The sequence below is a fragment of the Streptomyces sp. NPDC001717 genome (assembly GCF_042892775.1).
Lineage (GTDB): Bacteria > Actinomycetota > Actinomycetes > Streptomycetales > Streptomycetaceae > Streptomyces.
Map to the genome: position 1 here is coordinate 25,738 of NZ_JBIAUK010000031.1, position 12,510 is coordinate 38,247.

At 71.5% G+C, this 12,510-nt stretch carries 15 protein-coding genes; 7 read left to right on the forward strand and 8 right to left on the reverse strand.

What is annotated here, in order from left to right:
• Positions 1–205: 205 nt before the first annotated feature.
• Positions 206–1,162 (reverse strand): helix-turn-helix transcriptional regulator, encoded by a 957-nt coding sequence (locus ACFYZL_RS33130; RefSeq protein ID WP_384757381.1) that lies wholly within the window; start codon positions 1,160–1,162, stop codon positions 206–208.
• Positions 1,163–1,224: 62 nt separating this feature from the next.
• Between ACFYZL_RS33130 and ACFYZL_RS33135 the strand changes: the two genes are divergently transcribed.
• The 3 genes from ACFYZL_RS33135 to pfkB all read left to right on the forward strand — a co-directional run bounded on the left by ACFYZL_RS33135 (position 1,225) and on the right by pfkB (position 4,646).
• Positions 1,225–2,799, forward strand: a complete 1,575-nt coding sequence (locus ACFYZL_RS33135; RefSeq protein ID WP_384757384.1) for an MFS transporter — start codon at positions 1,225–1,227, stop codon at positions 2,797–2,799.
• A 132-nt stretch (positions 2,800–2,931) separates the two neighbouring features.
• Positions 2,932–3,693: a DeoR/GlpR family DNA-binding transcription regulator gene (locus tag ACFYZL_RS33140; RefSeq protein WP_388684144.1), complete on the forward strand. Its 762-nt coding sequence runs from the start codon at positions 2,932–2,934 to the stop codon at positions 3,691–3,693.
• Complete coding sequence (gene pfkB, locus ACFYZL_RS33145) at positions 3,690–4,646, forward strand: 1-phosphofructokinase (RefSeq protein ID WP_388684147.1); 957 nt, start codon at positions 3,690–3,692, stop codon at positions 4,644–4,646. The genes ACFYZL_RS33140 and pfkB overlap by 4 nt, the downstream gene beginning before the upstream one ends.
• A gap of 61 nt (positions 4,647–4,707) precedes the next feature.
• On the opposite strand, the gene ACFYZL_RS33150 is transcribed toward pfkB, so the two are convergent.
• A complete protein-coding gene (locus ACFYZL_RS33150) occupies positions 4,708–5,484 on the reverse strand; it encodes a DUF6227 family protein (RefSeq protein WP_388684150.1) in 777 nt (258 codons plus the stop codon).
• 192 nt (positions 5,485–5,676) lie between these two features.
• On the opposite strand from ACFYZL_RS33150, the gene ACFYZL_RS33155 reads away from it, so the two are divergent.
• Positions 5,677–6,327 carry a vitamin K epoxide reductase family protein gene (locus ACFYZL_RS33155; protein ID WP_388684153.1) on the forward strand — a complete coding sequence of 217 codons (651 nt, stop codon included), beginning with the start codon at positions 5,677–5,679 and terminating at the stop codon, positions 6,325–6,327.
• Between the two features lie 83 nt (positions 6,328–6,410).
• On the opposite strand, the gene ACFYZL_RS33160 is transcribed toward ACFYZL_RS33155, so the two are convergent.
• Positions 6,411–6,824 carry a rodlin gene (locus ACFYZL_RS33160; protein ID WP_384757399.1) on the reverse strand — a complete coding sequence of 138 codons (414 nt, stop codon included), beginning with the start codon at positions 6,822–6,824 and terminating at the stop codon, positions 6,411–6,413.
• A gap of 270 nt (positions 6,825–7,094) precedes the next feature.
• Between ACFYZL_RS33160 and ACFYZL_RS33165 the strand changes: the two genes are divergently transcribed.
• On the forward strand, positions 7,095–7,664 hold the full coding sequence (locus tag ACFYZL_RS33165) for a hypothetical protein (RefSeq protein WP_384757402.1): 570 nt from the start codon (positions 7,095–7,097) through the stop codon (positions 7,662–7,664).
• A 110-nt stretch (positions 7,665–7,774) separates the two neighbouring features.
• On the forward strand, positions 7,775–8,014 hold the full coding sequence (locus ACFYZL_RS33170; RefSeq protein ID WP_384595498.1) for a chaplin: 240 nt from the start codon (positions 7,775–7,777) through the stop codon (positions 8,012–8,014).
• 93 nt (positions 8,015–8,107) lie between these two features.
• Here ACFYZL_RS33170 and ACFYZL_RS33175 read toward each other — a convergent pair whose 3' ends face one another.
• The 5 genes from ACFYZL_RS33175 to ACFYZL_RS33195 form a co-directional block, all read right to left on the reverse strand.
• Positions 8,108–8,458 (reverse strand): hypothetical protein, encoded by a 351-nt coding sequence (locus tag ACFYZL_RS33175; RefSeq protein WP_384757406.1) that lies wholly within the window; start codon positions 8,456–8,458, stop codon positions 8,108–8,110.
• A 210-nt stretch (positions 8,459–8,668) separates the two neighbouring features.
• Entirely contained in the window at positions 8,669–9,859 is a 1,191-nt protein-coding gene (locus tag ACFYZL_RS33180; RefSeq protein ID WP_388684158.1) for a chaplin, read from the reverse strand.
• A 121-nt stretch (positions 9,860–9,980) separates the two neighbouring features.
• Positions 9,981–10,214 (reverse strand): chaplin, encoded by a 234-nt coding sequence (locus ACFYZL_RS33185; RefSeq protein WP_384757197.1) that lies wholly within the window; start codon positions 10,212–10,214, stop codon positions 9,981–9,983.
• Between the two features lie 243 nt (positions 10,215–10,457).
• Positions 10,458–10,868, reverse strand: coding sequence for a rodlin (locus tag ACFYZL_RS33190; protein ID WP_376661546.1), 411 nt, complete (start codon positions 10,866–10,868; stop codon positions 10,458–10,460).
• A gap of 118 nt (positions 10,869–10,986) precedes the next feature.
• Complete coding sequence (locus ACFYZL_RS33195) at positions 10,987–11,241, reverse strand: chaplin (protein WP_384757194.1); 255 nt, start codon at positions 11,239–11,241, stop codon at positions 10,987–10,989.
• A 174-nt stretch (positions 11,242–11,415) separates the two neighbouring features.
• On the opposite strand from ACFYZL_RS33195, the gene ACFYZL_RS33200 reads away from it, so the two are divergent.
• Entirely contained in the window at positions 11,416–12,498 is a 1,083-nt protein-coding gene (locus ACFYZL_RS33200; RefSeq protein WP_388684163.1) for a DUF3344 domain-containing protein, read from the forward strand.
• Positions 12,499–12,510: the final 12 nt, after the last annotated feature.

The following is a 12,510-nucleotide window of genomic DNA, read 5'->3' on the forward strand; positions in this document are numbered from 1 at the left end:
CGGCGCCCCCGGGGGGGGGGCGCGGCGCCCCCCCCCCCCCCCCCCCCCCCCCCCCCCCCCCCCCCCCCCCCCCGCCCCGCCCCCCCCCCCCCGCCGGAGGCAACACCAGCCCGTCCGGCGATTGAGGACCGGGGGGCCGGGGGCAGGCCCCTCGCCAGCGGCAGCGGTACCACACCCGGACGTGTGGCTTCAGCGGTGCGGGATATCAGTCGGCCGGGCCCACCGAGCCCGCAAGTCGCGCGCCGAGCGCACCCGCCGCGACCCGCAGCTGCGCCGGTTCCCGGACCGTGAAGGGGAGGCCGATCAGGGCGAGCCTCGCCGCCATCCACTCCGGCGCGTCCCCCGTCTCGAAGCGGACCACGGTCTCCCGCCGCCCCCCGCCCGGCAGGGCGAAGGTCCGGAGCCACGGCGGCAGCTGCTCCACCGGCGCCTCGAAGGCGGCCTCCACCTCATACGTCCCCCCGCCCCGCAACCCGCGCCGTACGAACTCCTCCGCGTCCATCGGCAGCTCCCGCGGAGCGAACCGCGCACCCGTCGCGAACGGCTCCCGCACCCGGTCCACCCGGAACGTCCGCCAGTCCTCGCGCTCCATGTCGTACGCCACCAGGTACCACCGGCTTCCCGTGCTGACGAGGCGGTACGGCTCCACCAGCCGCCGCGACTCCGCCCCGTCCGCCGCCCGGTACGCGAACCGCAGCCGCTCCGGCCCCGCCACCGCCGAGGCCATCGTCGTCAGCGTCCGAGGGTCCACGCTCGCCCCGTCCCCCCGCGTCAGCGCGGTCGTCGCGGACTGCAGCGCGCCCACCCGGTGCCGCAGCCGCGACGGCAGCACCTGCTCCAGCTTCGCCAGAGCGCGTACGGAGGCCTCCTCGATCCCGTCGACCGCGTGCCCGGCCCCCGCCCGCAGCCCCACCGCGATCGCCACCGCCTCCTCGTCGTCGAGGAGCAGCGGCGGCATCGCGGCTCCGGCCACCAGCCGGTAGCCGCCCTCCGCGCCCAGCGTGGCCTCCACCGGGTACCCCAGCTCCCGCAGCCGCTCGATGTCCCGCCTGATGGTCCGCGCGCTGACCCGCAACCGCTGCGCCAGTTCGCTCCCCGGCCATTCGCGCGGGGTCTGGAGGAGGGACAGCAGGGAGAGCAGCCGTGCCGGTGTGTCGGTCATGGCACCAGGTTGCCGGCGAAAGAGGACACGCCCTGACCTACATCCCGTCTAGGTTTCTCCTCATGAGCACCGAGACGTCCAAGACATCGCCCGAGAGACCGAGCGGGCCCGTACGAGAAGAGCGGAGCGAGGCGACGACACCCGCGACCACGCAGGCGGACCGCCGCCGCTGGCTGGCACTCGCCATCGTGATGACCGCGACCTTCATGGACCTGGTCGACGTCACGATCGTCAACATAGCCATCCCCAGCATGCGCGAGAACCTCGGCGCGTCCACCAGCGCGATCCAGTGGATCACCGCCGGCTACGCCCTCGCCTTCGCCGCCGGTCTGATCACCGGCGGCCGTCTCGGTGACATCTACGGTCGCAAGCGCCTCTTCCTCATCGGTGTCGCGGGGTTCACCGCCGCCTCGCTGCTCTGCGGCATCGCTGCCAACCCGGGCATGCTCGTCGCCTCCCGCCTGCTCCAGGGCGGGATGGCGGCCATGATGGTCCCGCAGGTCCTGGCGATCATCCACGTCACCTTCCCGCCGCACGAGCGCGGCAAGGTCTTCGGCATGTTCGGCGCGATCGTGGGCCTCGGCGCCGTCTCGGGTCCGATGCTCGGCGCGCTGCTCAGCGAGTGGAACATCCTCGGCCTCGAATGGCGACCGATCTTCCTGATCAACCTGCCGGTCGGCATCGCGGCCGTGATCCTCGGCCGCATGTTCATCAGCGAGTCCAAGGCCCCCAAGGCCCTGCGCCTCGACCTCGTCGGCGTCGTCCTCGCGACCCTCGCCCTGGTCATGCTGATCTTCCCGCTCACCCAGGGCCGTGAGAACGACTGGCCGCTGTGGGGCTTCGTCTGCATGATCGCGTCGCCGTTCGTCTTCGCCGCGTTCATCGCCTACGAGAAGTACAAGATCAAGAAGGACGGGTCCCCGCTCGTCGAGCTCTCCCTCTTCAAGGTCAAGAGCTTCGCCGGCGGTATCGCCGTCCAGCTGACCTTCGGCATCGCGACCGGCATCTTCTTCCTGGTCTGGACGCTGTACATGCAGCTGGGCCTCGGCTGGAGCGCCCTGCACGCCGGCCTCACCGGCATCCCCTTCTCCCTCTCCGTCTCGGCCGCCGCGGGCATCTCCGTCGGCAAGCTCGTGCCGCGCTTCGGCCGCAAGGTGCTCCAGGCCGGCGCGCTGACCATGGCCGCGGGCCTGCTCCTGTACATCTGGGAGTCCGCGCACTACGGCATGGAGATCGCCTCCTGGCAGATGGCGGCCCCGCTGGTCCTCATGGGCATCGGCATGGGCCTGATCGTGGCGCCGCTCAACGACACGACGCTGTCCGAGGTGCCGCGCGAGCACGCCGGCTCCGCCTCCGGCCTGATCAACACCACCGGCCAGATGGGCAACGCCCTGGGCCTCGCCCTGACCTCGGTCGTCTTCTTCGGGCTGATCGAGGACGACACGGTCTTCGGCCCGCAGTACGTCGAGGCCTTCCGCAGCGCGCTGTGGTCGATCGCGGCCGTGCTGGTCGTGATCTGCGCGGTGATGTTCCTGCTGCCGCGCAAGCCGATCCCGATGGAGCAGCGCGAGGGCGGCTCCGAGTACACCGCCCCCGCCGAACCCGAAGCCGAGAAGACCCCCACCCCGGTCGCCTAGCGAAACCCGCCCCGGCTCACGGACGCGCCCGCCCTCACCGGCGGGCGCGTCCGTTTCTCTTTGTTGGCGTCCGAAATCGGACGTATGGTGAATGGGTCCACGCATTCGGGCATGGAACGGACGTAAACCCACATGTACGCGCCGGAGCGCCAGCAGGAGATCCTCCGCCTCGCCCGCGAGGTGGGCCGGGTCGACGTGCTCTCCCTCGCCGACCGCTTCCGGGTGACGGCCGAGACCGTACGCCGCGACCTCAAGGCCCTCGACCGGGCCGGCCTGGTCCGCCGGGTCCACGGCGGCGCCATCCCGGCCGGCCGCCTCGACTTCGAACCCGACCTCACCGAACGCGAAGCCACCGCGGCGGACGAGAAGGACCGCATCGCCGCCGCCGCCCTCGCCGAACTCCCCGGCGGCGGCAGCGTCGTCCTCGACGCGGGCAGCACCATCGCCCGCCTCGCCGCCGTCATCCCCGTCGAGGCGGCGCTCACCGTGGTCACCCACGCGCTGCCCGTCGCCGCCCGCCTCGCCGACCACACCGGGATCGACCTCCACCTCGTCGGCGGCCGGGTCCGCCACCGCACCCGCGCCGCCGTCGACGCCTGGGCGCTGCGCGCGTACGCCGAGATCCGCGCCGATGTCCTCTTCCTCGCGACGAACGGCTTCAGCGCCTCGGGCGGGCTGACCACCCCCGACCTCGCCGAGGCCGCCGTCAAGCGCGCCGCGATCGCCGCCGCCCGCCGGGTCGTCCTGCTCGCCGACTCCGCCAAGGCCGGACAGGAGCACTTCGCGCGCTTCGGCTCGTTCGCGGACATAGACCTGCTCATCACGGACACGGGGCTCGCCCCCGCCCACAAGGCGGCGATCGAGGCCGCCGGTACGGAAGTTGTGCTCGTATGATCCTCACCGTCACGCCCAACCCCTCCCTGGACCGGACGTACGAGGTCCCCTCGCTCGCCCGCGGCGCGGTCCTGCGCGCCACCGGCGACCGGGTCGACCCCGGGGGCAAGGGCGTCAACGTTTCCCGCGCGGTGGCCGCCGCGGGCCACCGCACGACGGCGGTCCTCCCGCTCGGCGGCGCCCCGGGCGCCCTGCTCGCCGAACTCCTCGGCGCACAGGGCGTGGACGTCACCGCGATCTCCATCTCCGGCCAGACCCGGTCGAACATCTCCCTCGTCGAACCCGACGGCACCCTCACCAAGATCAACACGCCCGGCCCGGAGCTCACCCCGACGGAGTCCGCCCTCCTCCTCGGCACCGTCCACGGCTGCTCCGGCGGCGCACGGTGGATCGCCTGTTGCGGCAGCCTCCCGCGCGGCCTCGAACCCCGGTGGTACGCGGACCTCGTCGCCCGTGCGCACGAAGGCGGCGCCCGCGTGGCCCTGGACACCTCCGGCCCGGCGCTGCTCGCGGCGCTCCCGGGCCGTCCCGACGTCGTCAAGCCGAACGCCGCCGAACTGGCCGCGGCGGTGGGCCGCCCGCTGTCCACGCTGGGCGAGGTGCTCGACGCGGCGCAGGAGCTGCGCTCGCTGGGCGCGGGCGCCGTGCTCGCCTCACTGGGCGCCGACGGCCAGCTTCTGGTCGAGGAGGACGGCGTCCACTACGGCACCGCGCGGGTGCCCGCGGACCGGGTCCGCAGCAACGTCGGCGCGGGCGACGCGGCCCTGGCCGGATTCCTCGTCGCGGGAGGCGCCGGCCCGACCGCGCTCGCCTCGGCCCTGGCCCACGGCGCGGCCGCGGTCCGGCTCCCCGGCAGCGCCATGCCGACCCCGGCGGACCTGGACCCCGAGGCGATCCGCACCACCCGGGACCCGCTCCCGGACCTCCTCCTGTCCGAACCCGCGACGCCCTGACCCGAAGCGGGGGATCGCCCCGGGCCGGTAGGCGCGCCCCGCGCCCGTACCGGGCCCGGAGTCAGCGGACCCGGGGGCGGTGCTCCATCGCTCCGCGCGCCGCCGCCTCGTCGTCGTACACCTCGCACATGTGCCGCCCGTCCGGCGTGGCCGTGTGCTCGACCTCCCAGAGGCTGAACTCCGTACCGTCCAGGAGCACGAAGGCGTGCTCGTACAGGCTGAAGCCCGCGTCCCGCCCGTCGGGGCCGCACTGCCGGGCGCTGCCGAACGCCTGCGTGATGTGGTGCGCGTACGCCGACCGCAGCAGCGCCGCCACTTCCTCGCCGGGCCGGTCCGGGTTCTCCGCGCGGCGCAGGACCCGCCGGGCGTGGTCGGCGGACTGCTCCACCGCGTACTCCCGGTGCCGCTGCGCGGGGGCCGTGCCCGCGAACAACGCGGTCAGCACGGCCACGTCGTTCTCCGGCTCCTCGTCGCCCGGCAGCAGCGCCGGATCCAGCGTCGCGTCCGCCGCGTCCCGGCCGAACACCCGGGCCACGGCCAGGCAGGTCTCCGCCTTGCTGGCGAAGACCTCGTGCCGGACCGTGCGGTCGCCCTCGCCGCGCCGGTACGTCAGCTCCCACAGGGAGACCGAACCGCCGTTCGCCAGCAGGTAGGTGTGCCGGTGGGTCTCCCGCCACAGCCCCGTCGCCGGGCTGTGGTGGGTGGTGTACAGCGAAGAGCTGTGGGCGAGCGCCGCGCCGAGGCGTTCGACCAACCCGTCGGGGAGGTCGAAGGAGTTGAGGGTGCGGCCCAGGAGGCGGTCGAGGTGCGCCTCGGTTGTCTCGTACGGATCGCTCAAGGTGGGTCTCCAGGCCGTCGCAGCTAGTCACTTCGCGGATGCTCAACGTAGCCCCTGGCTCTGGCACAACGTCCGGGGTTCGGTAAAACGTCCGGGAACCATCAGTGGTTCCCACCACACCTTCAGGTCAACTTGCGTACGGATGCGCATGGTTCGGCCCGCTCTGTGATGGAGCGCGGGACTATGGGCCGCATGGCAACGAATACAGTGGGCGTCCCGCGCCAACAGGGACGGCCCGACAGTCGACACGAGAGCGGGCCCGAAGGTGCGGTGCCGGCTTCAAAGGGCCTGGCCTGGCTGCTGGTCCTCACCGGGGCGGCCGGACTCCTCGCCTCCTGGGTCATCACCCTCGACAAGTTCCTCCTGTTGGAGGACCCCGACTTCAAGCCGGCGTGCAGTCTCAATCCGGTGGTCTCCTGCGGCAGCGTGATGCAGAGCGAGCAGGCGCACGCGTTCGGCTTCCCCAACCCCATGCTCGGGCTGGTTTCGTACGGTGTCGTGGTGTGCGTGGCCGCGGGCGTCCTGGCCGGTGCCCGCTACCGCGGCTGGTTCTGGCTCGGCCTGCACGCGGGCACGGTCTTCGGCGTCGGTTTCTGCACCTGGCTGATGATCCAGTCGCTGTACGAGATCAACGCGCTCTGTCTGTGGTGCTGCCTGGCCTGGCTGGCGACGCTGCTGATGTTCTGGGCGGTCACCGCGCACAACGTCCGTACGGGCGCGCTCCCCGCCCCCGGCCCGGTCCGCGGTTTCTTCGCCGAGTTCGCCTGGGCCCCGCCCGCCCTGCACATCGGGGTGATCGGGATGCTCGTCCTCACCCGGTGGTGGGACTTCTGGACCGGGTGACGCCGCCCCTCACGGCCGAACGCGCGAGGGCCCCGGCAGCTGGACGCTGCCGGGGCCCTCGTCGCTCGACGCGGGGGCTGGGATCAGCTGCCGACGGAGCCGTTGCCCGAGAGGACCGGGATGTTGTCCAGGATGTGCGAGAGCGGCTCGTCGCCCTTGGCCTGGGTGGAGTTCTCGGTGCACTGCTGGTTCTGCGGGTTGGACAGGACGTTGATGTCCTGGACACCGACGTTGGCGAGGACGGCGACCAGGGACTGGGCGTTGACCTTCGCCGGCAGACCGATGCAGGGCTTGTTCAGGGTGCCCTGGACCAGGCCGAGCTGCGGGCTCTGGTCGCCGTGGGTCTTCTGGTTGCCGTAGACCTGCGTGGCACCGTTGCCGTTGACGGTGTTGATGCCGTTGTCGTTGCCGATGGCCATGGCCGGGGCAGCGGCAGCGGCGCCCGCGCCGACCGCAACGGCGGAGACCGCGGCGGCGGTCATGAACTTCTTGAACATCTTGATCCTTTAGTCGCACGAGTGCCCGCTGATGGAGCGCCCTGGTCAACTGCCCCACCAGGGGGTTGGTTCCGGTGCTTCACTCAAACGGCCCGCGTGCCGCGGGGTTTTCCCCGGAGGGGGTGAGCCTTCTGCGGACGCGTGCGCGAAGCCCGTACGCACCCCTCAGCCGTTCATGATCCGGTTGCGCTCCGTGCGAGGTGTTCGCACGGTGAGTAAGGAAGCGGACCGCTCTGGTCCGCTTGTATGTCACCACCAGAAGGAACACCCATGCACCGCACCAAGCCGTCCCGCGCCCGCATGCTCGTCCCGTCGGCCCTCGCCGTCGTCATACTGACCGGCGCGGCCGCCCCCGCGGGCGCCGCGGACGGTCAGGGCGCCGCCGAGATCGCCAGGCGATCGGCAGCCGTCCAGCGGCAGATCGAAGAGGTCGAGGAACAGGTGGCAGCGGCCGGCCCGATCGACGACCTCCTCTCCGGCCTCACCAAGACCATCGGGGACCTCCTCAACTCGCTGGGCGGCCTGCTCGGCGTGAAGCTGCCGCCGATCGAGCTGCCGAAGCTCCCGGAGATCAAACTCCCGGAGATCAAGCTTCCCGAGATCAAGCTTCCGGAGGTCGAACTCCCCGAGCTGCCGGTGGAGGTCCCGAAGCTGCCGGTGGAAGTCCCGAAGCTGCCCGTGGAACTCCCGCCGGTCGACACGGTGGTGCCGGAGCTGCCGGCGACGCCGCTCAAGCCTCCGGCGGAGCTGGTGCCGGAGCTGCCCGACATCCCCGATCTCCCGAGCGCGCGGGGCGCGGGGAAGGCCGCCTGGAGCCCGTCACACGACTACGACAATTGAGCTGAACAGGTTTGATTCGGCCGGAGGCCGTGTCGTCCGGGAAGCTGGACCGTTTCGCTCGATGTGAGCCCCGGTTCGGGGCAGAACATCGAACAGAAGGTGCACTTCCCATGAACTCTGCCAAGAAGGCCGCCCTGGTCCTGGCCACCGCTGGTCTCGCTGCGGCTGGTGCCGCCGGCTCCGCTATGGCCGACTCGTCGGCCGAAGGCGCGGCCGTGGGTTCCCCCGGTGTCCTGTCCGGCAACCTGGGCCAGGTCCCGGTCCACGTTCCGGTCAACGTCTGCGGCAACTCCGTCAACGTCATCGGCGCGCTGAACCCCGCGTTCGGCAACGTCTGCGTCAACGACTGACGTCTGCGGAACGACTGCCAGACAGCTCGACAGCTCAACCGACTGTGGGCGCCCCGGCCTTGCCGGTGGCGCCCACGGTCTTGTCCGGGCGGCTCAGCCCCGGCCGCCGTTGAGCTTGACGCCGCCGAGCATCGGGGTCGTCTGGGTGGCGCCGTTGGCGAGCCCGAGGACGGTGCCGGGCACGTCGTTGCGGACCTTGTTCACCTTCTGCGCCGTGCCCACGACCTTGTTGACGGCGTCGCCCTGCTCGGCCAGCGCGTTGCCGGCGGTCTGCGGGAGCGCCTCACTGACGGGGTTGACGGCGTTCAGCACCTCCGTCGCCCCGCCGGTCAGGCTCATGGGGGGCATCGACGCGGCCGGGGTGTCGGCGGCGAAGGCGGGGGCGGAGGCGCCGAGGGCGGCTACGGAGCCGACGACCACAGCGGCGACCTTCGAGAGCTTCATTGTCGAAATCCTCTTCTTTTCGTGGACAGAGGTGTCAGCGGCGACCGTCGCGCCGCTTTCTCCATGGGTAACGATCGCCTGCCCGTACGGAAACGCCGACGGGGGCGGGCACACAGTGCGGACATGACAGCGGCCGGAGAATCCGATGGGGATTCTCCGGCCGCTGTTTCTTCCGATTACCGGTAATACCGGTATTACCGGGATTGACGATCAGGCGATGCGGGACCGCCGGTACAGAATGGCGCCGCCCAGGATCAGTGCCGACGCGAGGGCCGCCGCGGCCGCGGGCTGGCCCGCGCCGGTCTCGGCCAGCATGGGCGCGGTCACCCGTGCCGGAGCCGGTACGGGTGCGGGCGCCGGCGCGGGGACGTGCGGGGCCGGGACCGTGGCCGGGGTCGGGGGCAGGTGGACCGGGGTGTCGCCGGCGGGGGCGGCCGGGGGCTGGTCGGCCGGGCGCTCCACGGGCTGGCTGCCGTGCGGCGGCCGCGGCGCGGGGCCCTCCTCCATGCCGGGAGTGGGGGCGGGGACCTGCGGCGCGGGGGCTGGGAGCGGCTGGGGGGCCTCCTCCACCGGTGCCGGTACGGGCGCCGGGGCGGGCAGCGGCGCGGGTGCCTGCTCCACGGGCGGCTGGGGCGCCGGGACCGGTGGCGGTACGGGGAGTTCCTCGACGGGCGCGGGGGCCGGGATCGGTGCGGGCACCGGGGCGGGGAGCGGCTTGGGGGCCTCCTCCACCGGGGCCGGCGGCGGCAGTTCCTCCACGGGGTGCGGCAGCGGCTGCGGCTTGGGGGGAGCGGGGGGCGCCGGGTGGGGTACCGGGGCCGGGTGCTCCGCCTCGGGGCGGGGGTGGTCGTCGCACTCCTCCTCGCCCTGCGGCCGGTCGGAGTCGCCGTAGCCGCCCTGGTCGTGCCGGGGCTGGTGGCGCGGCGGCTGCTGCCGCTCGTCGGCGTGGCCGTAGCCGCCCTGGTCGTGCCGGGGCTGCTGCTCTTCGGAGTGGCCGTATCCGCCCCGGTCGCCCGGGGATTCGTGGCGCTGCTCCGGGACGCGGTGGCGGGCCTCGCGCTCGTCGAGGTAGCGCTCCAGGGCCTCGGCGTTCTCGGGGCTGAGGTAGCGCGAGTAGTCGTGGTCGTCGTCGGCGTGGGAGCCGGTCGTGGTGGCGCACGTGTTGCCGAACGCGGGGTTGAGTCCCGCCCCGGCGTCCACGCTGTTGCCGCACACGTTCGGCGCGACGGTGATCGGTACCGAGACGCTGTTGCCGGCCAGCACACCCGGCGAATGAGAGGCCTCGGCCGTGGCTCCGGGGTGTGCGTAGGCCGCACCGGTCGCGATCGACAGCAGACTCGAGGCGGCTGCGGCCGTGAGCATCCCCTTGCCCAGTACCTGTCGGCTCAGTACCTGTCGCATGGGTCCTTCCCTGTCTACCGGCGGTGGCGCCGGTGCTGAATCGAAGGTGGCCTCGGAGTGCACCGCCGTGCACTCCGAGGCCACCTTCGAGGAGGTTGCCCTTGCGGGCACAAGAGCTTCGTCAGGCGTTGACGCAGGTGTTGCCGAACGCGGGGTTCAGCAGGGCGATCACGTTGACGGTGTTGCCGCAGACGTTGACCGGGACGTGCACCGGAACCTGGAGCAGGTTGCCGGAGAGGACGCCGGGGGAGTCCTTCGCGACACCCGCGGCGTCCGCGTCGGCCATGGCGGGGGAGGCGGCACCGGCAGCCATCAGAACGCCGGCGGCCAGCACCACTGCCTTCTTGTACGTCATTTGTTTTCGATCCTTCCCGCAGAGGCGTATCCACTGCAGAATTAACAACGAGTGTCCGGGGGAAAAGAAACCGGGGATTTTCGGCGAGCGTCGGGGAATTCACTCCGATGCCCTGCTCGAATTCCGGTTCCGGGGGCCGGTGGATTTACGGAGATCCCTTTTCGATCAGGGGCGCCGGAAACCCACAAGCGGCGAGGCCGCCGCGACCCGAAGGTGCGGCGGCCTCGCTGGCACGGGCCTCGGTCAGCTGCCGGCGGAGGCGTTGCCGGAGAGGACCGGGATGTTGTCCAGGATGTGCGAGAGGGCCTCGTCACCCTTGGCCTGCGTGGAGTTCTCGGTGCACTGCTGGTTCTGCGGGCTGGACAGGACCGGGATGTCCTGGACGCCGACGTTGACCAGGGCCAGCACGGACTGCACGTTGGCCTTCGCGGGCAGGGCGATGCAGGGCTTGTTGAAGGAGCCCTGGATCAGGGCCATCTGCGGGCTCATGTTGCCGTAGGTGGCCTGGTTGCCGTAGATCTGCGAGGCGCCGTTGCCGTTCACGGTGTTGATGCCGTGGTCGTTGCCGATCGCCATCGCCTGCGGCGCCATGGCCGCACCCATGCCCACGACCGAGGCGGCAACCGCGGCCGAGGCCATCATCTTCTTGATCATTGTCGTCCCTTTTTTGCAGGATTGCCCGGTAGTGGAGCACCCGGATCAACGGCCCGGCCCCGGTTTGGGTTGCGTGGCTTCACCCGGATGCAGCCGTTTCGGGCGGCACGGTTGACGGTCAGGCGTTCACGCAGGTGTTGCCGAACGCCGGGTTCAGCAGGGCGATCACGTTCACGGTGTTGCCGCAGACGTTCACCGGGACGTCCACCGGAACCTGGAGCAGGTTGCCGGACAGGACGCCGGGGGAGCCGCCGGCGAAGCCGTCCGCTGCCGCGCCGTCCCCACCGTGCGCGGAGGCGAGGCCCGCGCCGCCCATCAGCATCGCGGCGCTTGCGACGGCCATGGTGGTGCCGCGCACCAGCCTCTTCTTCATCTCCGTAATTCCTTTCGGTTCGAACAATGGTGCAAGTCATAACGACGTTCCGGTCCGGAAGGTGCGCGTTATCGCCCGAAAGGCCGTACGAGCGAGTCCGACGTGATTTCCAGCCCGATTTCTGACAAAGTGCACTCCTGTTTTGTCCCGTTGATCGAAAATGGAGACTGCGTCATGGGTTCCTCCCGCAGAATCCTCGGCACGCTCGGTCTGCTGTCCTGCCTGGTCGTTTCCGTGTCGCCGGCTTCGGGAGCCCCGTCTCCGAAAGAACTGCCCCGGGTCCCCTTCACCGAGCGTTACCAGGCCGTGCTGCACGGCGGGCTGGTCCGGGCGTCGAACTCCGCCATCGGCTGCCGGAGGCAGGAGTCCCCGCAGGCCGTGTCGTGCGCGGAGGTCGGGCGAGGGGCGGCGGGGGTCAACGGCGACTTCGAGATGTTCTACAACGAGGTCGACGCGGACCCGGACACCTACAACTCCACCCGGGCCGACCTCCGGATCCCGCAGGGCGCGAGGGTCTCGTACGCCCGCCTCTACTGGGGCGGGAACCTGCGGGTGGGCGAGCAGAAGCCGCCGGAGGGCAACGGCCGCGTCCTGGTCGCCGAGCCCGGCGGGGCCTACAAGGAGGTCCTCGCCGACACGGTGATGGGCCACCGTACGGACGCCGGCAGCGATGCCTACCAGGCCTCGGCCGACGTGACCCCGATGGTGCGCGAGGGCGGGGCCGGAGTGTGGACGGTCTCGCAGCTGAACGTCGCGATGGGCCACTCCGAGGTGGGGGCCTGGGGCGGCTGGACGCTGGTCGTGGCGTACGAGCACCCGAGGGAGCCGCTGCGCCGGATCTCGCTGTGGGACGGCTTCGAGGCGCTGGAGGCCCGGGCCGGCGACGGGGTCGTCGAGGTCGACGGGCTGGCGGCGCCGCCCGGGTCTGCGGGGAAGGTCGGGCTGGTCGGCTACGACGGGGACCGCGGGGTCCTCGGGGACTCGCTCACCGTGACCTCCGACAGCGGGCGCCGGGTGACCATCGGTGATGCGGAAAATCCTTTTAATGATGTTATGAATTCCACGATCACGGAATTCGGGGACCACCCGTTCGCGCGACAGCCCGAACACATCAACAACCTCGGATATGACGCGGACGTGTTCGACCTGAGTCCCGCCCTGTCCGGGGGTGCCCGCAGCCTGAACTTCGGGTTCAAGGGCGAAAGTCAGGGTCATTTCCTCGGTGTGCTCTTCGTTCAGACAGACGCGCGCCGCTGAACGTAGGAGCAC